Here is a 26181-nt window from a genome sequence, read left to right as displayed (position 1 = left end):
AGTTCTCCTTTGCAAGTAACCTACTTACATATGTTGTTTGTTTACATATTTATCTTGCACCATTACCGTTCAATACAATTAAAACGGTTTTACATAAAATACGGATGTCCATCCGAAATGTTTTCATTTCAATATACTCCATGTCAAGCCTCAACTTTTCCTTTGGATCAAGATTATACCCTCCATTTATTTGTGCCCATCCTGTTAATCCTGGTTTTACTATTAAACGTTCCTTAAATTCTGGAATATACGCATCAAATTCATTATAAAAAAACTCTCTCTCTGGTCTAGGACCTACAAAAGACATATCTCCTCTTAAAATATTTAAAAGTTGTGGTAATTCATCAATTCTCGTTTTTCTTATAAACAATCCAACTTTTGTAATTCTTGAATCATGTTCTTTTGCCCATTGTGGGCCATTTATTTCAGCATCCTTTACCATTGATCTTAATTTAAATACATTAAACTTCTTCCCGTTTATACCTAAACGTTCTTGAAAGTAAATTGGAGCCCCTGATGTTTCTAAAGTAATCATAATACAAAAGAACAACATAATTGGTATCGTTAATAGTAACAATATGAGTGAAAATATAATATCAAACAAGCGTTTTACACTTCGATTCAATATGCTAGGCTTTTCTTGAGCCGGAATCGTATACAACTTGGCTTGATTGGTTTCACGAATCATGGATCGTTACCCCCACATTCAAGAATATAAAATTATACCTATTAATTCACATTCTTTCCTATTTATATCCGCTATTACTTTTTGCACTGTACGTAGTGAATCTTTTCGCTTTTTAACTGCTAAGACCACTCCATCGCATTTCTCTGCAATAATGTGCGTAGCAGGAAGATCAAATACTTCAGAAGAATAAAAGAAAATGTAATCAAAATCTTCTTTCCACTTAGCAATCGCATTATCAAATTCATCCATAGCAACTAAGGGCGTCCCTGTGTGTACTGTTTTTTTTGCAGGAATACAATATAAGTATTTAGACAAATTACTAGAAAAAGATTCATAATTGCAGGGGAAAGAGCTTATTATATCGTTTACGGTTATCATGTGATCACTTTGTAATAATACATGTAATTTAGGGTCAGAAAAATTCACATCAATAAGTAACACCTTTTTCTTCATTTCTGCAAACACTAGACTCATATTTACTATAAGTGAGGCAACAACCCCTCTGTCCTTCGTTGAACTAACTGTGAATAGTTGTTTTCCAGATTTTTTCAGCTCGTGATACACCGTATAAAACTGCTCTTTCATCAGATCATCATGCAAATCGAATGGCAGCTGTTTCTTTGTCCTAAACATCGACATGTTCACCTCGATATATAGATGATTGTTTATCAATCTCTGTAGATTTCTGTTTTCTATTCGGTTTCACATTTATGTGACCAATAACAGAGACTGTTGTTATTTTCTCTAAATCTTGTTCCGTGTATATACGTTCATCAAAATAATCTCGAAATACAGCTAAACCTATCCCAACAAAAAAACTAACAATTAAAGAAATAGGAATGATCAGTTGAAATTTCGGAAACAATTTTTCAGCCTGTTCCTGTAACTCAGGATCCGTCAACACTTTCACACCTTGTACATTTGTGTACTGTTGAAAACTTTGTTGTGATTGCTCTGCCAATGTCTTTACAATGTCTTTCACGATTTTCGGATTGGAATCTTTTACTGTAACAGTTACAATTTGTGAGTTGTCCGTATTCACAACCGAGATTTTTTGTGCTAATTCATAACTTGATTGCTCTAATTTCAAAGTTTTTTTGACTGTTGAAATAATTAATGGGCTTTTTAAAATATCAACATACGATGTTACTAGTTGCTTATTTTCTTGTGTTTTATTTGTTGAATTTTCCTTATTAAACTCATCTAAATTCCCAACAAGAATTTGCGTTGAATATTGATATGACGGCTTTAAAACATACATAGAGATAAGAACTAAAGAAGCGGTTAAACAACACATCGTTAAAATAATCGTTACGAATCTTCTTTTCAGTAATTGTTGAAAATCTTTTATACTCATTTCTTGCTTCAATTATTTCACCGCCCTTTTCTGAATAACATCCTGCAATTCACTCTTTACAGATAACCCTTTCTCTCTTCTATCCACTTGTTTTGTTACATACTTTCCGACTCCGAATGCAAATTTTTCTACATATACATACGAAAGCATTGCAAGTATAAACGAAAAAACAAGTGAAAAAATTAAAATAATAGACAACGGTAATATTTCATGGAGCATGTATATAAGGGAAAACAACGATATAATATGGTATAAATAAAGACTGTAAGAAATCTTCCCCAAATATAACAAATATTTATTATGTAGCAAGGACGACAAAGTTGATATTGACAAACTTAATATGACAAATAGACTTGCACTTATCGCCACTACGTAGTCTCGAAATATAAAATTATTGAGCACTTTAATTTCTCCTATAAGCCCTTCATACATAAAAAGTAAAATCGCAAATAAAAACCATGCAATTTTTGTGTTTTTAGTACAATTACTATAAAAAACTATTAAATTATTTTTATACTTCGCAACTAGTGCTCCTAGTAAAAACAGTACTGTGTAATGCAATGTTAATGCATAGCTTGTTAATGTTAAGCCCGAGCGAAACAAAAATAATATTACGACAGAACATATACTAAAACTAAACAATAATAGTAATGAACACCTTAACGTTTTTCGTAAGCAAATCATCAAAATTAACGGAAAAATTATTGATATTCGCATTTCATGGACAAGTGACCAAATCACACCGTTATATGCATCTGTATTATATTTCCCAACCAATAAAATATGTTGTGCGATTAAGCTTGAAGAACTTTCAATCGTCCATGAGCGATTAAACCATTCACTTAAATAAGAAATACCATATTCACTAATTGTAATCTGGCATACAATAGCTATAATTATTGCCACAATATAAGGAATATATATTCTGCATATACGTTTTAAAAGGTATGACCCATAGCTACTATAGTTTTTTTGAATAGATTCATACAAAACAAATCCGCTCAAAACAAAAAAGATAATAACAGATTCATTACCACTACTAAAAATTAGACGAGCAGGCGTTTCTTTTAATAGATACACAACAAATGGTTTATTATCTTCATAACTGTAATTTTGAAATGCTGAAAAAATCATTAAATGATGACCGATCATTACTATTAATGAAGAAATCCCTCTTATAGAATCCAATTCCTCGTATCTCTTCATCTTTTTACATCAACTCCTAATGAAATGATAATAATCATTTCAAAGCGACATCTTTATTCATATTCCTCTCCTTTCTTTTCATTCCAATTTTTCATATTAAAATGATTTTATAGTATAAATTTGAGTGTATTGTAACATTTTTTGTAATATTATGAATAGCGAATCTCAAAAATTGGTATATACCAATTTCAACCTCGAAAAATGAGTAATATTGATAGAAAAACACTATAAAAATATCTTGCAAATTTACATAAATTAAAGAGATGAATAGCGTTTTTTCAATATAAAATAAAAAAGATAGCCTGCATAGGCTATCTTTTTTATTTTATTTAATTACTAGCACCACTATATGCTACATGTCGTTTCTCAATTCTCTCTTCAATTTCTTTCATATTTTCTTTATTATTTAATAGTGATTGTTTATTTTCAATTAATAATTGTTTAAAAGATTTTCTCACTTTTTTTCTCATTTTCATTGTCCTCCTTGGGGGATGGTTTATATAAAAGATAAAGAATTATCTGTGTGTCCTTATAATAATTGATTGTTGTGAATTCTATTTGAACTTCATATGAAAATTCCGTTTATTTTCTGACAACTTTGTGAACACGAAAAAAAGACTCTCTAAAACTATGTTGAAATTAATTCACTTCATTATAAAAATTACTATTTTCATCAACTTTTATCATTATATCTTGTCGAAACATTTATATATTTAAAATTGAGTTCGACATAATTTTATTTACTATCATACTGTTTACAAAAACAAAAAGAAGGTGTCACCAAGTCAAAGTTCGACTTATGCAACATCCCTCTTTCCAAACTATTTATAGCATATTTATTAATATTTCAGGTCTTCCCCAATTCATTTCTTCACAAACAAATCTAAGTTTTTCTTCATCCATTGTGTGTAATCCCTCTTCTAGTAAACATGAAATTGGAACTTCACAGTGAATTTGTGCTAATTGCAACGAAATATTTAAGTTCTCTAAATCACTTTCAATCTTCGTACGCTGCGCTTTTGTTAATGATTCTACATTTTCTAGTACAGCGGATACTGTTCCGTGCTCTTGAATAAGCTTATACGCTGTTTTTTCACCGATACCTTTTACACCTGGATAATTATCACTTGTATCTCCCATGAAAGCTTTTGCATGGACGATTTGCCACGGCTCTACACCTTTTTCTTCCATGATTTTCTCCGGTGTGTAATATTCGTAATTTCCAATTCCTTTACGCAGAAGCATAACTGTAACGTTCTTATCAACAAGTTGAAGTAAATCTGTATCACCAGTTAAAATATAAACTTCAGCTTCATTGCAGTATTGTTTTGCAAGCGTACCGATACAATCGTCCGCTTCGTAGCCTTTCATACCGATAACTGGAATGGATAATTTCGCAGTCATTTCTTGCACTAAATCAAATTGAGGAATTAATTCTTCTGGTGGCGCTGCACGATTTGCTTTATAATTCGAGAACGATTCTGTTCTAAATGTCGTACTTCCCATATCCCAGCATGTAACGATATGTGTTGGTTCGATCGCTTGCGTAGCTGTTAACAAGTGTTTCATATAACCATGAATCCCGTTCGTAGGGGTTCCATCTTGTCGTTTCATAAATTGTCCGTAGACACTTGTTGCGTAAAAAGCACGAAATAATAGTGCCATACCATCAACTAATAATACTTTTTTCATAATTCCTCTCCTATTAAAAAAATAATAACCTCACGTTATCACGTAAGGTTATATAAATAGATTACCATTCTACGTTTTTGCTCAACTTTGTCTATTATACATTGTTTTTGTATATTTAGCACCATTAACACATTAAGACGTTCTACTACAACAAGTATGCAATATGCCTGAATACGTATTTTTTCCAGTAGAAACAACGATAGCTTTTGCATTTCCACTAACGATATGCGAACCTTTAAAACATACATTTTCAAGCTCAAGTGGATTATAATCTTTCATCCGTTTTAATGGAATAAATCGTTTACGTTCAAGGTGATAGCAGCTCTCAAACTTCTCTATATTCGCTTCGTTTCCCGTTAACACAGACTCATTCACTAATAAATCATCTGCATAAATAATACGTACATCAGCTGGCACAGCATCTCCAGCCGAAAGAAAAATCATATCTCCAGGTACAAGTTCTTGCACTGGTATCTCCATCATTTTCAGTTCACTATTTATCCCTGTACTACTAGAACATTCTACTCTAGATACAGTAATCGTTTCACGTTGTAATTCATCACACACACGTTGTTTTGAAAAACCTGGAATCATGCCACCAAGCTTCATCATGACTTCTGTAAGAAGTGCTCTTTTTGAAGTTAGTTCATTTCGGCCATATACTTGAATACGTTTTTGTGCCTCTTTCATTGATAGTCCGTCTCTTGTTGTTTTAAAATATGCAAATACAGATTTGACATCTCTTGTTGCAATTTCAATTAATAAATCTTTATTTTTTTGGAGCATTGTTTGTTCTTTTATTGATTTTTTACTTAGTTTATATGACGTGTTACCCACAGTTTTGTTTGCATATAACATATTATCGTCTCCTCCTTTACAACATAGGAAGAAACGCTTTGTTTCTCAATTTATCCACTTTACTGTGAAAGTGTCTCGCGCTTTATAAACGCTATATTGTGATAAATATAGAGGGAGGAACAAATCGTTTCCTGCCTACATCATATATTTTTGATTTGAAGTATATGGGTAACGGAACCGAGTCAGAATTTGACATGCTCCTCACCTCCTCGTTTAATTTTATAGTTTATACTATGAAATTACTCATAGCTTGGTAACAAAAAAGACCCCTACCCTTAAGAGAGTAGCGGCCATTACATACACAAATAAACGATTTCTAATATAATTAGAAATCTACGGACCTCTCCCTCACCGAGTTTTAGCACTGTATAGCATAGGTACATTACCAGCTACGTTAAGAAAAACCTTAATTCGATCATTCCTGTTGACCCATTGGCGTCTCTCGACATTTTTGGGCAGTAGCATTTCTCTATACAGGAGCCTCACCTAACAGAGACTTATTTTCATTACATTGAAAATGTTACTCTTATTTAAAATAGATGTCAACCGTAGCCTACAATTTTTTCAAAAGGTATGGCAAACTAACGTATATAAAGTGTAACTTTAATCAGTGGGGGTTTTGTTCATCCCCCACTGATTATTAGCCCTCACCAATCGGGCTTTTACGGAATAAAATAAAAAACTTTACGTTTAAACGTAAAGTTTTTAATAAGTTATACAACCAGCAATTACAATCCCAATTGAAAGCGATAAAAACATAAGAAAAAGACCGACTGCTTGATTATCTTCTTCGAGACTTTTGTTTATATTAAAGCGTGGTGTAAGCCACTCAGCTAAATAAAAGACGATAATTTGAGCCAAAATCCCAACTGCTCCCCACGAAATCATATCAAGAAGTGAAATTGAATTAGCTGCTGTCGAATATAAAACAACAGCTAACCCAAGTAATCGTCCTCCAAGCACATAGCTTACCGCCTTATTTCCTTGAGCCATTAACTTAAATTCCTTTACTTTCGTTGTCACTTCCATCAAGAACAGACCTATACATAAAAGGCCGAGTGTTACTACTAAATATAATAAAAAATTAATCATTTTTCCCCCTCCTTTTTATACCTACCGGTAAATAGTACGATTCATTTCCTGTAATCTTTTCTCCCGCACGAATACCGATACTACTCGCTTTTCCAGCAATTAAAAACGAACCAAACACATATGACAGTTTCTCGATCCCTTTTTCTGTTTCCAAGGATACGACTGGCAGTTCGATATACTTTTGAAATATCGGCAGTGACGCTTTATACGTTTGGTGTGCATTTTGAAGCATAATATTTTCGTCTTTATCGCGAATCGTAATTGTATCTCCTTCTCTCCCAAATGAAGGTTTTTGAACGAAAGAACCTTTTCCTAAAAATAAATCTGGTTCTAAATATGTAGGTAACATATATTCTTTAATCCACTGTTGTTCCTCATTTGTATAAAAGGCCTCTTCTTCTGCTAATCCCCAAATAAGACACTGAATTGATTTTGGCTGAAGTAAAAATGCTGACAAAGGATTTATTATAAAAAGCTTTCCGGCTTTTACAAGTTGTAACAGTTCCACACCTACCAAATCTCCTGTTTCAGGATCTTGATCCTCAATTAAATCTTCTATCGGATATGTTTGGCGATATAAAACATCAATCTTCGCCCCATCTTTATCGACTAGAGCATCCTTTGTAATTCTAAGTTCTGACATTGGCACTACTTTATTTTCAACATGGCATAGCTGACTTAAATACATAGTGGTATTCCAATCCTCGATATGTTCATGATGTGCTGTAAAAACAACATTTGGATTATCTAATCCCTTTGTCGCTTCCATTACTGCTTTCGTTACACCAGAAGATAGCAATCGTTCTTGATCCGAGTTTGGATCATCATAGCCTAGATTTCCACATACTTTCCCATTCATTTGAAAACATTCCACAATAAAAGTTGGTGTATCACTATTAAACTCAAGCATTTTGATTTTGTTATCCTCTGTTACAGCAAAATCAAATCGCGAAATTACAGATTCAGGATAGAGCCCTTTCATTCTAATGAAAGATAAACTCGCGGATGGAAAGCCAAGATCTAGAAGCTGTTCGTCACTTAAATTACGCAGCAGTCTAGCAGTCTTAAAAAATATTTTCCCCATTCGTTCAGTCGCTAAGTGTAATTGATCCAAAGTCTGATTTGTTATAGAAAAAACATGAAACAAACTATACTCACATTCATATAAATCCGACCAAAAATCCGGATATTTTAAATAAAACTCTTTTCGATCCCTTATGTATTGCGACATATTTTAGCCCCCAAATCCTCCCTTTGAACCGCTTCCAATTCCACCTTTAAATTCAGCAGACGATTGATACGATTTAAACGCCGATGAATTTTTAAAAGTGGATTTATTTTGATAGTATCGCCCACCATAGAAATAATGCCCACGATAACCTGAACTACTATCATCACACTGCCATACCCCAAGTTCATCATCCCAATCCCAATCAGAACAACTATTATCATTCGGTTTTGGGGGAAGATCTTGTGCGCAACCAAATAAAGTGCCAGTCATTAAAGACGTTACGACACCACCTACTAGCCATTTCGTTTTTGTCACCTTCGCACTCCCCTTTTTAAATTCTATTCCTATTATATAGGATAGCATGATAAAGTAGAAGAAAAAGGAAGAAGAGGGATTAAATGCGCTTAGAATATCGACTTAATGATGAAACGAAAGGGTATCCTGCTTTATGGAACTACGCCAATATTTCTAATTCTGAAATTATCGCACGCATGACTTGTGAATATTTTATTAAAGAGAAAAATACTTATGTTGTTACTGCAACTTCGGTTGATCCAGACGGAACAGCAGTTATTTATATTCAAAAAGAAGTTTTCGCAAATGACCCTTCAGACCCTACATACTCCTACATCGGTTTTGAAATTAGAGAACTAAGTGAAACGAGTTCAAGCATAGTAGATAGTCAAGATGTATGGAACTATGAAGAAATTTTACCATCTCTTCATTCAGATATTATATATATTCAGCGAGACGGCATGTCTATGGAATTCTCCTTAGATTCAAGAGAGATTGATGAAGACAGAAAGTGCTACATTTATTACGGAAACTTCACAGGTGAATCAAGATAATATTGATATATCTATGCAACAAAAAAACCTTACGTATAAAACGTAAGGTTTTTATATAGCCCCACATATGCCGTTCTCTCTAGATGTCCATAAACCTGCTCTCACAGGTGGATGCTCTCACAAATGTTTGTAACTTCCTTCTTAAAAAGATGGCATGTTAGCTACATTTAAATATTGAACTTCCATATTAAACTTATTGGTTTAAGACATGCATAAGCTACGTACACCGTAGGAATTTTATATAAGGTTAGTTGAAATAAGACCCCCGCACGTGCCGCTCCTCGTAAATGTCCAAAAACCCGCTACTCGCAGGTGGATGCCCTCACAGTTACCGTACATCTTCCTCCACAAGGAAGGCTTGATGATGGTCGCTAAATATTGAGCTTCCGTATAACTAACATCGGTTTTAGACATAAATAAGTTACGTACACCGCAGGATGTATTATTTACTTGTCGTTATATTATCACATTGTTTCCAATGTGTAAAATACAAAGTTTTTCGAGCAATCTCTTGCTTGTGACCTTATTTTAATACAAATTATTTTTGCATGCAAGTGATTAATCTTCTTCTTTTGCAATTTGATTTTCTGGATAAGAAATCCAATCACTCCAGCTACCTGCATACAATTTAACATTTTGGAATCCAGCTAATTTTAATGCAACGATATTTGGGCACGCTGTAACACCAGAACCACAATATACAATGGTTTCCTTATCTTTCGAAAGATTTTGGAAGCGTTCTTGTTGCCCAGCTCCATTCTTAAATTGTCCTGATTGCAACATTCCATCCTTCCAAAAATGGTTTACCGCTGTCGGAATATGACCTGCTTTATGATCGACAAGTTCCTCGACACCAGCATAACGCTTTGGCTCTCTAGAATCAATTAATGTAACATCCGCACCTGCACGGATATTCTCTCTGACCGTTTCCATCGTTACAAGCATATGATCTTGTATGTTTGTTTTGAATGTTTTTCGTATAACAACAGGAATTTCCGCTGTTGTCGGTAGTCCATTCTCTTTCCAAGCCGGGAAACCACCATCTAATATATATACTTTCTCATGTCCTACATAGTTACATAACCACCATAAACGAGCAGCATTTGCACCGGCTTGACTGTCATACGCAATTACTGTCGTATGCTCATCAATACCAGCCTCCGAAAGCTTGTCTGCAAACTCCTCAATATTTGGTAAAGGATGGCGGCCACCATGTTCTGCTATAGGACTTGATAAATCTAAATTCAAATCAAAATATAACGCATGAGGAATATGTCCTTCTTCATACTTTTCTCTACCCCAATTAGGATTCGCTAAATCAAAACGACAATCGATTATACGGACATTCTCATCTTCTATATGCTCACGTAACCATTCGACTGTAACTATCATCTTTAACGACCTTCTTTCTCTTTCAAACGACTTACATACTCCATAACCATTTCTTCTGTAACATATTTACGCTGCAAGGTAATACCATTTTTTGCAAGATCATTAATTTGCTTCGTTACAACATTAATGACATCAACCGAAAATTCTTTCCCGTTTGACGCAAGAGATACGGCAGCTTCAATAGCTGCTTCACGCTGTGCATCTAATTGTAAACATGCTTTTACACTTTCATTTTGTTTACGAGAATGTGCTGTAATTGCTTTATGTACTTCCATCTTCTCTTCCCCCTAAATAGTTATACGTTTTTATTCAATTCCATTGCAAGCCGGATCATATCACGACATACAATCCCATTTTCAATAATCTCTTCTTCATAATGCTTCGAAAAGTAATCAAAATCAATAGAAAAAATACGAAATCCACATTTTTGATATAAAGCAAGTTGTGAAACACTAGAATTGCCTGTACCAACTTCAAGTTTTGACATACCATATCCTTTAGCGGTTTCTACAGCATGCCTTAATAGCTTCTTCCCAATCCCTTTTCCTTGTAAATGCTCTGCAACCGCAATATTCATGATTTCCATCGTCTTTGGCCTTGTTTCCAAAAGAACATATACACCGATAACGCTCCCCCCCTGCTTAGCTACGTATGTTAATCCTCTTTGTACATATGTAGCTATTTGCAGTTCACTTGGATCAGCAAGTAGCAATAAAGACTTCGGTATAGCCTCTTTTGGAATACGTTCTATTACAACAGACATAAAAAATTCCCCCTTCTCTATTGTTCTAAACCCTCCTTGTCTACCATAAGTAATAGAAAGGAGGGATTCACCATGGACAACAATGAGAAAAAATGCAACGTCATCTCTATTGATGGAAAGAAGAAGAAAAGCGACACGTATTCCTATCCAAAATTAGTAGTTGAAAACAAAACATATGAATTTTCTTCATTCGTCTTATGCGGTGAAACACCAGATGGCAGACGACTCGTTCTTACTCATATGATTTCTACCGATGAATTTGCTGGATTTGTAAAATCTTTAGATACTGTACTGCAAAAGAAAATTGAACGAATCTTTTTCTCATAACGACTATATAACATAAATTTCTTTTTCAATCTCTACTAACTGCTTTTGCAATTGTTCTTTACTTTGTTCATATAGAGATACATCGATCGTTTCAGCCAATGCAAACAATATACTTTCATAATAGTTCATCACATCTTGCTGCATCACTTTTTGGAATAAGTTCCACTTCATATCCCACTCTTGCTTATAATGATGAACAAATAAATCTTTTTCATCAGCTACATAGTTTGATACGAACGGTTCTAATACAGATTTAGCGTCTTCTTGCATAAAAGCTTTGTCATTCTTTTCAAAAAAGCTTTTCTCATTTTTAAAATGTGCCAGTGCTTTTTTGAAATCTTTTATTTCAACTGAAGGGAACGGTTCTTTATGTGTAATATCTTTATATCCATACTCCACTGTTCCATTCATAGAAATTGATTCATTTTCTACTTTACAGTTCACTACAATTTCGTCCTTTGCACGCTTCATCGCTTCGTCTATCCATTTTTCAAGGCGTAATGATGTCGCACGCATTTCTTGCAATAAATCATGCTGAATAAATGCTACTAATTCCATAACACACTGTTGCAATTGTGTTTTCACATTTCCATCCGTTCGAAGTGACGCCGGATTAATAAATTCAGTAAACACATCGTTATAGCGTAGGAATAGACGCTGTTGCACGTAATAAAGCAACTCTTTCACTTCATTTTGCATCGCCTGTTCTTCAGCAAGTACACTATATGATGAAATGATATGAAGTAGTTGATCACGCTCTGCTTCATATTTTTTCGTTTGCTTCTCTTTCTCTTCATTCCCCTGCTTTGCACCTTTTATCATGTTTACTAAAAGCTGATTTGCCCCTTGCAACGCACCATATAGAGCATGCACAGAAACAAGCATTAAATCTCTCATCATAAAGGACGTAAATGATTCCTCAAACTTCGTAATCCCAGAGTTTTGTAAAATACCATACTTCTCTTTTTCAACATTCTTTCCTTGTTTCTCTTCAAGCGCACATAAACTTGAAATTGCAAATAAACGCGGATTTCTAATACCGTATTGCAGTAGCTGATCTGCGATATAACCTTTTACCATTTCAAGTTCTTCTTCAGACTCTGCTAAATCCGCCGCATTAATTAAGAAGAACATTTTATCAAGGGCAAAAGTATCCTTTACACGACCAAGCTGAATTAAAAATTCACGGTCAGCACGAGAGAATACATGATTATAATATGTTACAAATAAAATAGCATCTGCGTTTTTAATATACTGGAATGCAACATCCGTATGGCGAGCATTAATAGAATCCGCTCCAGGTGTGTCTACAAGCGCTACTCCCTGCCTTGTTAAAGCACAATCATAATAAAGTTCCATATACTCAACGAAGCATGATTTCTCTTCATTCGCTACATAATCAGAGAACTCTTCTAATGTAACTTGTACTTGTTCTCCTAAATAAGTAGAAACTGCATCATATCCTTTTTGTACCGCTCGTAAAAAGCTAAATGTTGTTTTTTGCTTCCCAGTTGGTGAAGGATATTTCATAACTTTATCAATTTGTGCTAACGCTTCATCTAACGTAGCAATCTCATAATGAAACAGCTTATAAACAGCTTTCATATCTTCTAATAACGCTTGCTTTGATTTAAACTGAACAATTACTGTTCCGTGTGGTTTTTCCTCTGTAACCGGCAAAATTTGATTAATCGTTGCCGTCGTCGGGTTTGGTGATACAGGAAGTACTTTCTCACCGAGTAAGGCATTGGCAAATGATGATTTTCCAGCACTAAATGCCCCGAATAACGCTACTGTAAATTGTTTTGTTTCCACACGTCTTCTTTTCTCTATTACCTCTTGCTGTACATGTTTCAGCGCTGGCAATGGCTCTAATATCGTTTCAGCTTTTTTCACTTTCTCTAATATCCGCTGAATATTTAAAGCCGCCGTTCCTTTCAGCTCTTCTTCATGAACCGCTACGTTATCGCTTACGATTTCCTGCTCTTGTAGTGTAAATTTCTCACTAACAATTTGCTTTTCCCTTTGCAATATCTCATCTATTTGCAGCCCTTCAGGCGTAGCAACATGATCGTGCCAAACATTTCGTAAATAGTCTTCATATGCCTCCAAATTGTTACTGTATTGTAATTGTGTTTCTTTCGCCGTTTGCAGCATCGTATATGTTTCAATCTCTTCTTCAATACGAGCAACTGCTTCTCTCACCTTTTGCTTTAAAACGACCGCACTTTTATCAAAAATTTGCTGCGCTTTTATAAAATAACGTTTCTTCAGTTCATTCGCTACATCCGCTGTATAAAGAAGTAAGTAATCACCTGTGAAACCTGCGCCTTGTTTAATTACTTCAGCCAACATTTCTGGTCCGAAAGCAATTTCTAACCCATATATGTCTTTCCCAATTTCCTCCGTGAACAATCCTTCTTCTTTTAAGAAGGCTACAATAAATTCCTTCACATGAAAATCAAGCTGCGTTTCAACAGTCTTTTGAAGGGCAGAATAAAACGCCTCTACACGTCTTTGTTTTTCTTGCTCCGTCTTTCCTTTCGAAAATAGCAAACCGACCTTAAATTTTGTTAATTTCGTTTCTAAATATGCATTTGCCAATTCTCTCATTTCAAACGGCATTAAATATGCGTTATCTAATATAGCTTGTAAACCTTTTATAAATTCATTTCTCACATAAGATTCTTTACTTGCCTCACGATTTTTCGCTTCCGTTAACTCTTCCTTCTTTTCAACTACCTCTGAAATAGAAAGTGGTGATGCTAACTCTTCCTCATATTTCAAGAGAGCTTTTTCATTTTCAGAAACAATAAACGAGAAATGTTCCCCCATTAAATATTCTGTTTCTCGCTCCATTCCAGTCCTTACATACTGCTCTTTTTCTTTCATAATAGAAGTAATTAACGCTTCTAAGCTTCTAATTTCATTATGTGGATGGTTCATCATTCGTAATGACGTATAATAAACACCATCTACTTCAATATCCCAGTTAGAGAATGATTGTTTTACACTATCTTTATAATTCTCAAACGATAATTCATTTTCTTTATGTTTATCTATTTGATTTACAACGAGATAAACCGTTTTATTACGTTGTTTCAATTCTTTAACAAATTGTAAATTCACTTCCGATTGGACGTGATTATAATCCATCATATAAAAAATGACATCTGCCAGATGAAGTGTCGACTCTGTCGCTAATTGATGGGCATCATCTGTTGAATCGATCCCTGGTGTATCAACTAACATAACCCCTTCAGGAATCGGCGCGTCGTTTCGATAAATATGAACACCAATTACTTCATCGCCGTCTTTACAAATTTGTTTTAATTCTTCTGCTGAATATGCACCGTCATATTCGTACTGCTCTCCAGATTTAACCGTTACAACAACACGATCCATTCCTTTTTCAATTTTGACAACGTTAGCGCTTGTCGGAATTGGACTTGTCGGTAACAACTGCGCTTTATATAGATGATTCATCATCGTTGATTTCCCTGCAGAGAAGTGACCGCAGAACGCTATCATAAGCTGTTCTTGTTTATATTTTTGAATTACCTCAAACAACTTTAAACTATTCTCTGCATCGCCGTGTTTTTGCAACTCTTCATAAAAACAAACAAGTTTTTTCATACCGTTTGTCTGTACTATGTTTGTCATCCCCTTGTTCCCCTTTATCCAAGATGTATATACTTTTCCCCGCTATTTGCGAGCTCATAACCAGTGAGAGTTACACCTACCCATTGATTACAGTTTCACTTTACTATCATACTAAATTTTCAGCATATTCTCATTAAAAATAAAAAATCCCTTTCATTCTTTTTACAAATGAAAGGGATTTTATGTCATATCACTCATTTTGCTGTTCCTACTCCATTTAAAACATACTTCGCAATAACTGCATATACAGCGACTGTACCTGCTACTAATGCATATACCATACTTACGCACCAACCTTTTTTTGATAATGATTATCACTTTTGAATACAGTTTATCATTAAAGAGAATCATTATCAACACTTTTCATAAAGAAAGCTCCTTATAAGAAGGAGCTTTACTGCCTGTTTTGAAAAAGGTTAAAACTTGTTGTGCACTCTTATTATATCTCATCCTACATAACTTAACAGTTTAAAAAAATGGAAATATCCCCTATCCCCTCCACCTTACATTTCGTATAATAAAAGGGAATTACTTAACAAGGAGGAAAAAAATGACACAAAATCTCACACAAGGCGAGAGGATACACTCCATTGATATTATTAGAGGAATAGCTGTACTAGGTATTTTTCTTGTGAATTGGCCTGTTATCGCCGGGGTTGACTCACGTGATCTTTCAGGAATTTACGAAGGAATAGACAGCTACATTCGCCTATTTTACGATATGTTTATTCAAACGAAATTTTATACAATTTTTTCGTTTTTATTCGGATTAGGTTTTTATATTTTTATGAGTCGTGCTGAAGCGAAAACAGATCATCCAAAAATTTTATTTGTTCGCCGCTTACTTATTTTATTATTATTCGGTTTCTTACATTACGTTCTTTTATGGGACGGAGACATTTTACATACTTATGCGATTGCTGGATTTTTCTTATTTTTATTTTATAAGAGAGAACCTCGTACTATTTTAATATGGGCTATCGTTTTATTGAGTATTTTTCAATTCATTATGCTAATGGCTGGTATTACGGTTGCATTGGTACCAAAGGAAGAGCTAGGTTTTTCCTTACCTATCATGCCATTAGAAGACTGGCTGTCACAAATACAAAATCGTTTCCATGCATTTTACGCTGATGGAATTGGATTAAATTTACTTATGCTCCCAGAAACAGTTGGGCTGTTTTTACTTGGTTTATACGCCGGCAAAAAGGATATTTTCCGCCGCGCGAAAGAGTTAGATCCAAAGCTTAAAAAATGGCAAATTATTATGTTCCTTTTTACATTACCAATGTGGTTCTTCATGGTTCGTTACTTCTTATCAAAACCATTTTATGAACCAATTTATATGCAGGTCTTTACAATGTTTAGCGGAAAAACGTTATTCATATTCTACATTTTCACACTAATGCGTTTATTACAAAAAGAAAAATGGCAAACGTTATTACGTCCATTCCAATACGTTGGACGAATGGCATTAACAAATTACATCTCGCATACAATTGTTACATTACTTGTATTTGGTCTATTTCTTAAAAATTATTATCCTGCTCCATTATGGGTTGGACCAATATTCTGCATTAGTTTCTACACGTTACAAATCTTTATTAGCCGCTGGTGGCTTTCACATTACCAATACGGGCCACTTGAGTACATTTGGCGTCTTGGTACTTACGGGAAAATGATGCCACTTAAAAAGAAAAGCAAGGTCTCATAACGAGACCTTGCTTTTTTACGCTTCTCTTACTGCATTTTGCATAGATACTGGCTCTTCTTCTACTTTCACTTTGCGCTGCGGCACCATATTAAATACGATATTTAAAAGTACTGCTGACGCACTTCCAAGTACAATTCCGTTATCTGTTAAAATACGAATGCTTTCTGGAAGTTGTGAAAATAATGTAGGAACGACTGTTACGCCAAGCCCAATTCCGACAGAACATGCAACGATTAATAAGTTTTCTTGTCTTCCGAAGTCAACGCTACTTAACATTTTAATACCATATGCCATAACCATACCGAACATCGCTAACATCGCACCGCCCAGTACTGATTTCGGAATAATTGTTGTAATAGCTGCGATTTTAGGAATGAAACCAAGTACGATTAACATACCACCGCAAGTATAAATAATAACGCGATTTCTTACTCCAGTTAATTGAACAAGTCCTACGTTTTGAGAGTATGTTGTATATGGGAACGCGTTGAAAATGCCACCTAACACCATCGCTAATCCTTCTGCGCGATAGCCTTTTGTTAATTCTTTTTCACCGATTTTTTTATTGCAAATATCAGATAATGCAAAGTATACACCCGTTGCTTCTACAATCCCTACACAAGCAACGAGAATCATCGTAATAATTGGTGTTAATTCAAATGTTGGTGTACCAAAGTAAAATGGTTGAATACCGTGGAACCAATCCGCCTCTCCAACCGCTTGCAAACTTACTTTCCCCATAAACGCTGCAACGATAGTACCGAACAATAGACCTAGTAAAATAGAGATTGAACGAATAAATCCATCAAAGAAACGATACATAATGATGATAAATAATAACACACCAAATGCTAATGCTAAATTTTCAAGACTACCGAAATCCTTACTTCCTACTCCTCCAGCCATATCATTAATTGCTGCTGGAACAAGTGTAACTCCAATTACAGTAACAACAGATCCTGTTACAACAGGTGGAAACAGTTTTACAAGTTTTCCAAATAATTTCGCAAAAATAACAACGAATAACCCAGCAGCAATAATTGCTCCATAAATTGAGGACACACCGTATTGTTTTCCAATCGCAATCATCGGTCCAACGGCTGTAAATGTACAACCAAGTACAACGGGAAGTCCTATACCGAAAAAGCGATTTGATAATGCTTGTAAAATTGTCGCAACGCCGCACATTAATAAATCAATTGAGACTAAATATGTTAACTCTTTTTGATTTAAACCAAGTCCACCGCCCACAATAAGCGGAACGATAATTGCTCCAGCATACATTGCAAGCATATGCTGCATACCAAGCGATGCAATTTTAAATGGATGCTGCTTCATCGTTTATTTCACCTCCGCAGTTTCTTGCTGTACAAATGTAACTGTGCCGTTATCAAGTGATGCAATTTCTGCTAGTGATTCAACACGAACGCCTTGTTCACGAAGCTTCTTTCCTCCATCTTGAAATGCTTTTTCAATAACAATTCCAATTCCTGCAATACTCGCTCCAGCTTGCTCTACTAAACTCATTAAACCTAAAGCAGCCTGACCGTTTGCTAAAAAGTCATCGATGATTAATACACGATCATTTTCATCGATATGATTTCGAGATAATGAAATTTCATTTGTTTCTTGTTTTGTAAATGAATATACGTTTGCAACGTACATATTATCTTGTAACGTTAACGATTTACGTTTTCGTGCAAAAATTACTTTTACACCAAGCTCTAATGCAGCCATAACTGCTGGTGCAATGCCTGAAGATTCAATCGTCACGATTTTTGTAATGTTCTCTTCTTTAAAACGTTTAGCAAATTCTTTTCCGATTTCTTGCATAAGTACTGGATCAATTTGATGATTTAAAAAAGCATCTACCTTTAATACGTCACCAGATAAAACCTTTCCTTCGTTCAAAATCTTTTCTTGTAATACTTTCATGTTTGTTCCCCCTCTTATGCAATAAAAAAACTCCAAAAGCCGCCACCACTCGTTACAAGTGAGAGACGCGCTTTTGGAGTTTCGCAAAAAAAGAATGCTAAACAAGCAATTATATTCGTCCTCACTCATAGTCAAAGTATTTACGGTACTTCGGTAGAAACTTGCAGGCCATATCCCCGCGATTATATGAGTGTAGCTAACTATTTATTTTATAGAAGGATTATAACGTACTTTTTATGCTTTGAAAAGCATTTATCGAAAAAACACGTACAAATTTTTAAAAACCACTATTTTTGTTCGAGTTTTGCAAACTCTTTCATTTCCAATTACAACTTCGTTAAAATGATTGGCCCATCTTTTGTAATCGCAATTGTATGCTCATATTGAGCTGATAATTTCCCGTCCATCGTTCGTGCAGTCCACCCATTTAAATCTACTTTAGAATATCGCATACCTATATTTACAATCGGTTCAATTGTAATTACCATTCCTTCTTGTAACTGAGGTCCTTGTCCTTGTTTCCCAAAATGAAAAATTGCTGGTTCTTCATGAATCTCTTTACCGATTCCATGTCCCGTAAAGTCTCTTGCAACAGAAAAACCTTCATTTGTTACATAACTTTCAATTGCATAGCCAATATCTCCTACATGGTTATCGATTATCGCCTGGTCAATTCCTTTATACAAAGCATTCTCAGCTACTAACAACAACTTTTCTGCTTCATCAGAAACTTTTCCAACTCTATACGTCCAAGCAGAATCTGAAAGACCCCCATTTAAGTTTACTACCGTGTCAATTGTTACAATATCACCCTCAGTTAAAGGAACATCGGCCGGAAACGCATGACACATTTCATCGTTTACAGATGCACATATCGCATATGGATATCCGTTGTACCCTTTCTGCTCAGACGTTGCACCATGCTGTTCTAAATATGCTTCAACAAACGTATTAATTTCTTTTGTAGTAATACCTGGTTTCATCATCTTCGCAATTTCTCTATGACATGAAGCAAGTAATTTTCCAGATTCATGTATTAACTCTATTTCATTTTTCGTTTTAATTATACTCATGCTGTCTCTCCTTACTAAACTTGCTATTTACTATTAAACTTCAATCATACACATCCTCTTCCAAAATTTCAAAACTTCCAATTACAAAAAGTATGATTTATTTCTGCATAAAAAAACAGAAGGAGATTCTTCTGTTTTTTAATCATTTTTACATATATAATTCATTTTCAAAAACTCAAAACAACTACCATTTGTTTTCTGTATAAACGTTCCAACTACTTCAAATCCTGCCCTTTTATACACTTTAATCGCTCTCTCATTAAATATAGCTACTGATAGTGTTATATACTTGCATCCATATTTTTCTTTACTAAAAGCTAGTATAGCGTTTAAGAACTGTAAACCAAATCCGTTCCCAGTTATATTAGGTCTCATTCCAAGACCAATATCAACCGTTCCGTCATTTATTTTACAAACAGTAAAATAACCAATGAGAGTGCCATTTTCCTTCACAGAAAATGTATGATTCCCTCTACTTTCATCATGTAAAAATTCAGCTAAATCTTCTTCATCTGCCTCTATATCGTAAAAGGAATATTTCCCTTCATAATGCCAGTTTTATGCAATTTCTTCTGCTTCTTCTTGCGTCATTACTGTATATGTATAGTCCATTCTCCCATCCCCCTTTAAAAAAGAGCTGCAATTAAGCAGCTCTTTTTTTACAACTCATAAATCTCTTTATATTTCGCTTCTAAATAATCGGCTAAGTAGTTTGCATTTAAGCCTTCACCTGTTACATCTTCTAAAATTTCAAGCGGCTTTTTCGTTTTACCATATTGGTGAATATGTTCTGTTAACCATTCACGAATCGGTGTTACGTTTCCTTCTTCTAATAATGCATCAAAGTTCGGAATGTCTTTTAACATTCTTTGCTTAAATTGCGCTGCATACATGTAACCAAGCGCATAAGATGGGAAGTATCCAAATGAGCCACCAGCCCAGTGAACATCTTGCAATACACCTTGTGCATCATTTTCCGGACGAATTCCTAAATATGCTTCCATCTTATCATTCCAAGCTGCTGGTAAGTCCTTCACTTGTAATGTACCATCAAATAATTCTTTCTCTAATTCATAACGCACCATAACATGAAGCGGGTATGTAAGCTCATCTGCTTCTATACGAATGAATGACGGCTTCGATTCGTTAATTGCATCATAAAATTCATCGACTGACATATCATCAAATTGACCATTGCTATACTCTTTTAATAAATCATAATTTTTCTTCCAGAATGATTTATTACGGCCGATAAAGTTCTCAAAGAATAATGATTGTGATTCGTGAATACCCATAGATGTACCACTGCAAAGTGGTGTACCTTCAAATTGTTCTGCAATATTTTGTTCATATACTGCATGACCACATTCATGAATCGTTCCAAAAACAGCCATACGAAAATCTTTTTCATCATAGCGTGTCGTAATACGAACATCCCCTCTATTTAATGTAATTTCGAAAGGATGCACTGTTTCATCAAGACGACCTGCTTCAAAGTCATAATTCAATTGCTTTAATAGTTCTAATGTAAAGTTCTTTTGTTTTTCTTTTGAAAACTGTTCCGATAAAGCACTTGTTTTTAATCCTTTTTTAGACTCAGAGATTTCTTTTACAAGCGGCACGATGCGCTCACGAAGTTGACCAAATACGTGATCTAAAACTTCTACTGTAATACCTGGCTCATACATGTCTAATAATGTATTATATTTATATGTTTCATAACCCCAATATGTAATAAATTTCTTTTTAAATTCAACAATTTTTTCTAAGTATGGGCGGAACATTTCGAAATCAGATTTTTCACGAGCTTCTTCCCACACACTCTCTGCTTTCGCTTCTAATTTCACATAAGCCTCATATTCAGCTTGTGGAATTTTTTTATTTCTATCATATTCTTTCCGACACTCTTCAACCATTTTCTTCGTTGTTTCAGAAAGTTTATCTTCACTTATTAAAGCTTCAAGTTCTGTTAAATAGTTTCCCATCTCATCTGAAGTCGACATAGCAAACACTTCTGACGAAAGCATACCAATTACTTCTGAACGCTGATCTACACCTTTTTTTGGTGCACCTGTTCTTAAATCCCAAAACATTAAACTTAATGCTTCTCCGTAATTCTGTATCTTCTTCACGTATGTTAAAAATTGTTTTTCTACCTCATATGTAGCAACTGTCATCGTATAAAAGCCTCCTTTTTCTACCTCAAATTTAATTCGACACAGAAACATAAATTCCTTTTATAATAGAAAAAAAGCTTGGCAAGCGCCAAGCTTTCTCCTTATAATTCTTTACCTTCTACTGGCAGTACATTTTTCACAGCTGCAACTACTTTCTCATCTTCTGAATCAGATAAGAAAATTGATATAGCACCTTTATCTTCACTTGTACGAATTAAACGCCCAATTCCTTGACGAAGTCGTAAAATCATATATGGTACATCTACATCCCAGAATGGATCATTTACGTGCTTACGTTTCGCTTCAAACACAGGATCGTTTGGAGGGAATGGTAAAGACCAAATAATAACGTGCGATAATGATGAACCAGGAATATCTAAACCTTCCCATAAATGAACCGCACAAAGTACAGTCTCTTCTTCATTTTGGAAACGAGAAACGAGCTGGCTAATTTCCTGATCTCCTTCATATAAGAACGGAACCGACATTTGCTCTTTACTTACATACTCTTTGAACGCTGCAAGCTCTTGCGTTGTACGGAATAATACAAGCGTACGTCCATTTGTTTTTTGTATATTTTCAAGTGTATATTGACACTTTCTTTCCCATTCATTTTCTTTCGTATATGATAGTAAGTTTACTGTCATTTGCTCTTCGTAATCAAACGGTGAAGCAACTGAGAATGACAAGTAATCTTTTACCCCTAGGCTATTAGCTGTGAAAGCGAATGAATCGTTGTTCGATAATGTCGCAGAAGAGAAAATATACGGTATTTTCTTCGAGAATACTTTCTCTTGTAACACTTCTTCAACTGCACGCGGCATAATAACTAACGTGAAGGCACCATCACCTTCTTCCCCCCAAGTAATTACATTTTTCTCGTGCATGAACAGACGAAGTGAATGTTCTAATACATCTAAATGCTCATCAACAATATTTAAATCATACGTGTTTACTGTATGCATTTCACTTTCGAATACTAATGCATCTCCAACTTCACCGATTTTTGCATAAAGTCGTTTCGCTTCAGCTGTTACTTTTTCTGTCACAGTAATTTCTAGACGATCAGAACCGGCAATTTCCTTTTTATTCTCTTGTAACACATCAAAGAATCGTTCAGTTTGCCAAATTGTTTCTTCTACTAAATGTGCAAACTCCTCACGAATATCGTTTTGTAGCAATCTCGTTAATAGTTGCTCCATCATCGTTTGCTTTAAACGGTATGTTAAAGCTTTTTGAGCTGCATATTCTACAAGATGTCCTTCATCGAATACAACGCAGCTACTTTCTGGTAACAATGGAATTTGCCCTTCACGCTTACGAGCATCGTACGTCCAAATATGATCCATGTAGAAATCTTGAGAACAAATAATTAAATCTGCTGCTTTACGATAATGTTCACGAGAAAGAGTTTGTCCACAACGATGACGAGAATCACAAGTAAAGCAATCTTGGAAGTAATCCCAATTTACTTTTGACCATTCTTCGTCATTTAAAAGTGGAAATTCTTTTCTGTCACCATAGTGAGTAAAGTTTTGCATCGTACCATGATCGAATACAAACTGTGGTAACTCGTAATATACGTCTTCAATTACTTCTGGAGCTCGTCCACTCATAACATCTTCAAGTTTACGTAAGCATAAATAATTATCCATTGATTTTGCAAGCCTTACATCAACAGATAGCCCTAATGCTTCAGATAACTTAGCGATGTCCCCTTCTTCTTTCACAAGCTGCTCAATTAACGTTTCATCTGCACAAGCAATAATAGCTGGTTTCCCAGTATAACGCGCGTAACAAATTGCATATAGAAGATATACAATTGTTTTCCCTGTTCCTACACCAGCTTCTGCGAACATAACTTTCTTTTCTTGGAAAGCGCGTTCTAACTGAAACGCCATAAAAATTTGTTCATCACGCTCTTCAAATCCTTTTTCCGGAAGGATGTCGTAAAACACATCTCCAATCCACTCATTCAACTTATCATAAAAATTATCTTGTTTTCCTACTTCAAATGGTAATCTCTTCTCAGTAAACATCCTTAGCCTCCAACCAAAAAGTTTTTCTATAAAAAGATAATAGCAACTGCTACGCATATGTGTGCAGCCACTTTCCCCTGTTGCAATACATAGAAATTCACGAAAAAAAATTTTCCTTTCGAAAAAGGAAAATTTTCTTCTATATTAATGACTTTAAATACCGTTTATCAATCGCTGTTTCATGTGAAAGAGCTGACAAATATTCTTCTTGTGCTTTTTGTATTTCATCTACAATCGCACCTTGACTATCCACTTCTTTTCCGAGCTCATCATACGTACGGTGAATAGCTTTTTGAATCATTGATAATTGAAAATTATCCATATGACTTCCTCCTTTACGCATTACATAATAGCCAGTATATGCGCGCTAGAGGAGTTTTATACTATGAATTACGTGGTGGACGTTTTCCGAAGTATTGGTAGTAATCTGTACGGATAAATCCGTTAAACAGCTTACGCTTCTTCGACGCATCTTTTCCGTAACACTTCTCAAATGCTTCGTAGCTTGTTAATACATACGCTGACCATGTATCTAATGGGCGGAATACTTGTCCCATTTCTTTATACAGTTGTTCAACGAGTGCTTTTTCACTTAAACGTTCTCCGTATGGAGGATTCGTTACAACGTAGCCATAATCCTCTTTTGTTGTAAAATCTTTTACTTGCATTTGTTTAAATGTAATTAAATCGCCTAAGCCTACTTCTTCTGCGTTATCTTGAGCAACTCGAATCATACGATGATCAATATCTGATCCAATGATTTGTAATCGTTGATCATAGTTCGCTAAATCTTCAGCTTCTTGACGAGCTTCACGCCAGTTTTGTTTCCCTACCCAGCCCCACTCGTCAGATGCGAAACCACGGTTAAATCCTGGTGCAATGTTTTGTCCAATTAATGCTGCTTCAATCGGAATTGTACCTGATCCACAGAATGGATCAACAAATGGACGATCTGGCTTCCAGTTTGTTAATTTAATTAAAGACGCAGCTAATGTTTCTTTTAACGGAGCTTCCCCTTGATCCATACGGTATCCACGTTTATGAAGCCCAACACCGCTCGCATCAATTGTTAATGTTGCAATATCCTTGAGCATTGCAATCTCGATACGGAATAACGGACCATCTTCTTCAAACCAAGTTGTACGTTTATATGTTGTTTTTAATTTTTCAACGACAGCTTTTTTAACGATACGTTGGCAATCCGAAACACTGAATAATTCAGATTTTAAAGATTTACCGATAACAGGGAATTCACCATTCTCTGGAATATAATCTCCCCAGTTTAATGCTTTCGTTTTTTCAAATAGCTCATCAAATGTCGTTGCTTTAAATTCGCCAACTTTAATTTTTACACGGTCCGCAGTACGTAACCATAAGTTCGTACGACAAATCGCCTTTTCATCTGCTTCAAATGTTACTTTGCTGTTTTCTACTTGACATTCATAACCAAGATCGCGAACTTCTCGGGCAACTAACGCTTCAATACCCATTGCCGCTGTTGCAATTAAAGTAACTTTTCCCATTTGCATTCACCTCTTATGTATATTCAAACAATAATTAATAGCAATTGGTCCTATTAATTATTACATTTTACGAAAAATTTTCTCATTAACCATTTTAACTCATACTTTATAACTTCATACAAATAAAAAGCCCTCCTCTAACAAAGGAGAGCTGAGTTATTTCATAGTTGGTTCATAACGTTCTGTAAGCCATGTTCTGTTCCTTTGTACTACAAACGGCCCACGCCTCGTACTCCGGTGGCAATCATCTATCTACAGGTTATAAAACCTGTCCTTTCCCGTCGTTCATTTCCTTGGAAAAGATTCCCCTACCATTATTTGGGTTTCTCGCTCGTGGGGTTTACCTCGTTCCACTCCTATCATTTCTTCAAGGACTTCGTCACTGTGGCACTTTAAAGGTAGTCAAACCATATCCGAAAGGACTTAGGTTTTTTCCCTGCCGTTAAACCAGCCTTACAGCCAGAATACCCTAGCTTATGAATTGGCTAGGCACGAACACTACAGCCATCTCAGGCCGTGCGAGCATGGACTTTCCTCTACAACGTTGGCGTTGCAGCGATTACCCAAACGTTATGACATCCATTAGTATAGTGGAAACAAAAA

24 protein-coding genes, 3 other RNA genes, 1 pseudogene and 2 riboswitches are annotated in these 26181 nt (G+C 35.1%); of the genes and pseudogenes, 3 read left to right on the top strand and 25 right to left on the bottom strand.

Going from position 1 to position 26181, the window contains the following annotated elements; all coding sequences use genetic code 11:
* Window positions 1–49 precede the first annotated feature (49 nt).
* The 10 genes from MR136_RS16585 to MR136_RS16540 form a co-directional block, all read right to left on the bottom strand.
* Window positions 50–688 (bottom strand): sugar transferase, encoded by a 639-nt coding sequence (locus MR136_RS16585; protein WP_000617653.1) that lies wholly within the window; start codon window positions 686–688, stop codon window positions 50–52.
* 18 nt (window positions 689–706) lie between these two features.
* Window positions 707–1327 (bottom strand): CpsD/CapB family tyrosine-protein kinase, encoded by a 621-nt coding sequence (locus MR136_RS16580; RefSeq protein ID WP_031312102.1) that lies wholly within the window; start codon window positions 1325–1327, stop codon window positions 707–709.
* Complete coding sequence (locus tag MR136_RS16575) at window positions 1314–2057, bottom strand: YveK family protein (protein ID WP_000807058.1); 744 nt, start codon at window positions 2055–2057, stop codon at window positions 1314–1316. The genes MR136_RS16580 and MR136_RS16575 overlap by 14 nt, the downstream gene beginning before the upstream one ends.
* A complete protein-coding gene (locus tag MR136_RS16570) occupies window positions 2058–3251 on the bottom strand; it encodes an acyltransferase family protein (protein WP_078420953.1) in 1194 nt (397 codons plus the stop codon).
* Window positions 3252–3580: 329 nt separating this feature from the next.
* The gene (locus MR136_RS16565) at window positions 3581–3721 is read right to left on the bottom strand and encodes an FbpB family small basic protein (RefSeq protein WP_001228048.1); all 141 of its coding nucleotides are present in this window, start codon (window positions 3719–3721) and stop codon (window positions 3581–3583) included.
* A 355-nt stretch (window positions 3722–4076) separates the two neighbouring features.
* Window positions 4077–4943, bottom strand: a complete 867-nt coding sequence (locus tag MR136_RS16560; RefSeq protein WP_000757069.1) for a 5'-3' exonuclease — start codon at window positions 4941–4943, stop codon at window positions 4077–4079.
* Between the two features lie 132 nt (window positions 4944–5075).
* A complete protein-coding gene (locus MR136_RS16555) occupies window positions 5076–5801 on the bottom strand; it encodes a P-type ATPase actuator domain-containing protein (RefSeq protein WP_061456983.1) in 726 nt (241 codons plus the stop codon).
* A 335-nt stretch (window positions 5802–6136) separates the two neighbouring features.
* Window positions 6137–6302: riboswitch (M-box (ykoK) riboswitch) on the bottom strand.
* Between the two features lie 204 nt (window positions 6303–6506).
* On the bottom strand, window positions 6507–6893 hold the full coding sequence (locus tag MR136_RS16550; RefSeq protein ID WP_000606869.1) for a DUF350 domain-containing protein: 387 nt from the start codon (window positions 6891–6893) through the stop codon (window positions 6507–6509).
* The gene (locus MR136_RS16545) at window positions 6886–8124 is read right to left on the bottom strand and encodes a glutathionylspermidine synthase family protein (protein WP_000084933.1); all 1239 of its coding nucleotides are present in this window, start codon (window positions 8122–8124) and stop codon (window positions 6886–6888) included. Before MR136_RS16545 ends, MR136_RS16550 begins: the two co-directional genes overlap by 8 nt.
* 3 nt (window positions 8125–8127) lie before the next feature.
* Complete coding sequence (locus MR136_RS16540; RefSeq protein ID WP_000169030.1) at window positions 8128–8439, bottom strand: hypothetical protein; 312 nt, start codon at window positions 8437–8439, stop codon at window positions 8128–8130.
* Window positions 8440–8522: 83 nt separating this feature from the next.
* Here MR136_RS16540 and MR136_RS16535 point away from each other — a divergent pair, with 83 nt between their 5' ends.
* Entirely contained in the window at window positions 8523–8972 is a 450-nt protein-coding gene (locus tag MR136_RS16535; protein ID WP_001235524.1) for a hypothetical protein, read from the top strand.
* Window positions 8973–9026: 54 nt separating this feature from the next.
* Here the strand turns inward: MR136_RS16535 and ssrS (MR136_RS16530) are convergent.
* The 5 genes from ssrS (MR136_RS16530) to MR136_RS16510 all read right to left on the bottom strand — a co-directional run bounded on the left by ssrS (MR136_RS16530) (window position 9027) and on the right by MR136_RS16510 (window position 11127).
* Window positions 9027–9210: non-coding RNA, 6S RNA (gene ssrS, locus MR136_RS16530), on the bottom strand.
* A 21-nt stretch (window positions 9211–9231) separates the two neighbouring features.
* Window positions 9232–9414: non-coding RNA, 6S RNA (gene ssrS / locus MR136_RS16525), on the bottom strand.
* Window positions 9415–9530: 116 nt separating this feature from the next.
* Entirely contained in the window at window positions 9531–10364 is an 834-nt protein-coding gene (locus MR136_RS16520) for a sulfurtransferase (RefSeq protein WP_017672999.1), read from the bottom strand.
* Window positions 10365–10366: 2 nt separating this feature from the next.
* On the bottom strand, window positions 10367–10639 hold the full coding sequence (locus MR136_RS16515) for a YpbS family protein (protein WP_000451814.1): 273 nt from the start codon (window positions 10637–10639) through the stop codon (window positions 10367–10369).
* Between the two features lie 20 nt (window positions 10640–10659).
* Window positions 10660–11127 (bottom strand): GNAT family N-acetyltransferase, encoded by a 468-nt coding sequence (locus MR136_RS16510; RefSeq protein ID WP_017673000.1) that lies wholly within the window; start codon window positions 11125–11127, stop codon window positions 10660–10662.
* Window positions 11128–11199: 72 nt separating this feature from the next.
* On the opposite strand from MR136_RS16510, the gene MR136_RS16505 reads away from it, so the two are divergent.
* A complete protein-coding gene (locus MR136_RS16505) occupies window positions 11200–11454 on the top strand; it encodes a DUF3931 domain-containing protein (RefSeq protein WP_000369740.1) in 255 nt (84 codons plus the stop codon).
* 3 nt (window positions 11455–11457) lie between these two features.
* Here MR136_RS16505 and MR136_RS16500 read toward each other — a convergent pair whose 3' ends face one another.
* On the bottom strand, window positions 11458–15117 hold the full coding sequence (locus tag MR136_RS16500; protein WP_017673001.1) for a dynamin family protein: 3660 nt from the start codon (window positions 15115–15117) through the stop codon (window positions 11458–11460).
* Between the two features lie 550 nt (window positions 15118–15667).
* On the opposite strand from MR136_RS16500, the gene MR136_RS16495 reads away from it, so the two are divergent.
* On the top strand, window positions 15668–16831 hold the full coding sequence (locus MR136_RS16495; protein ID WP_000193190.1) for a DUF418 domain-containing protein: 1164 nt from the start codon (window positions 15668–15670) through the stop codon (window positions 16829–16831).
* Between the two features lie 15 nt (window positions 16832–16846).
* Here the strand turns inward: MR136_RS16495 and pbuX are convergent, their stop codons facing one another.
* The 9 genes and pseudogenes from pbuX to rnpB form a co-directional block, all read right to left on the bottom strand.
* A complete protein-coding gene (gene pbuX, locus MR136_RS16490) occupies window positions 16847–18169 on the bottom strand; it encodes a xanthine permease PbuX (RefSeq protein WP_000809224.1) in 1323 nt (440 codons plus the stop codon).
* Window positions 18170–18172: 3 nt separating this feature from the next.
* A complete protein-coding gene (locus tag MR136_RS16485; protein ID WP_000866483.1) occupies window positions 18173–18766 on the bottom strand; it encodes a xanthine phosphoribosyltransferase in 594 nt (197 codons plus the stop codon).
* 108 nt (window positions 18767–18874) lie between these two features.
* Window positions 18875–18976: riboswitch (purine riboswitch) on the bottom strand.
* 116 nt (window positions 18977–19092) lie between these two features.
* The gene (locus tag MR136_RS16480; RefSeq protein WP_017673003.1) at window positions 19093–19839 is read right to left on the bottom strand and encodes a type I methionyl aminopeptidase; all 747 of its coding nucleotides are present in this window, start codon (window positions 19837–19839) and stop codon (window positions 19093–19095) included.
* A 138-nt stretch (window positions 19840–19977) separates the two neighbouring features.
* Window positions 19978–20451, bottom strand: a pseudogene (locus MR136_RS16475) (GNAT family N-acetyltransferase).
* 47 nt (window positions 20452–20498) lie between these two features.
* Window positions 20499–22016, bottom strand: a complete 1518-nt coding sequence (gene ypwA / locus MR136_RS16470) for a carboxypeptidase M32 (protein WP_242259528.1) — start codon at window positions 22014–22016, stop codon at window positions 20499–20501.
* A gap of 101 nt (window positions 22017–22117) precedes the next feature.
* The gene (locus MR136_RS16465) at window positions 22118–24055 is read right to left on the bottom strand and encodes an ATP-dependent DNA helicase (RefSeq protein WP_017673005.1); all 1938 of its coding nucleotides are present in this window, start codon (window positions 24053–24055) and stop codon (window positions 22118–22120) included.
* Between the two features lie 139 nt (window positions 24056–24194).
* The gene (locus MR136_RS16460) at window positions 24195–24377 is read right to left on the bottom strand and encodes a DUF3921 domain-containing protein (protein WP_000368570.1); all 183 of its coding nucleotides are present in this window, start codon (window positions 24375–24377) and stop codon (window positions 24195–24197) included.
* A 61-nt stretch (window positions 24378–24438) separates the two neighbouring features.
* Complete coding sequence (locus tag MR136_RS16455) at window positions 24439–25578, bottom strand: THUMP domain-containing class I SAM-dependent RNA methyltransferase (RefSeq protein ID WP_000521224.1); 1140 nt, start codon at window positions 25576–25578, stop codon at window positions 24439–24441.
* 180 nt (window positions 25579–25758) lie between these two features.
* An RNA gene (gene rnpB / locus MR136_RS16450) (RNase P RNA component class B) lies at window positions 25759–26149 on the bottom strand.
* Window positions 26150–26181 lie beyond the last annotated feature (32 nt).

Origin of the sequence: Bacillus cereus group sp. BfR-BA-01311 (assembly GCF_022664295.1) — a bacterium.
Lineage (GTDB): Bacteria > Bacillota > Bacilli > Bacillales > Bacillaceae_G > Bacillus_A > Bacillus_A cereus.
The sequence above is the reverse complement of the archived record's forward strand: the minus strand, read 5'-3'. Positions and strand labels throughout refer to the sequence as shown.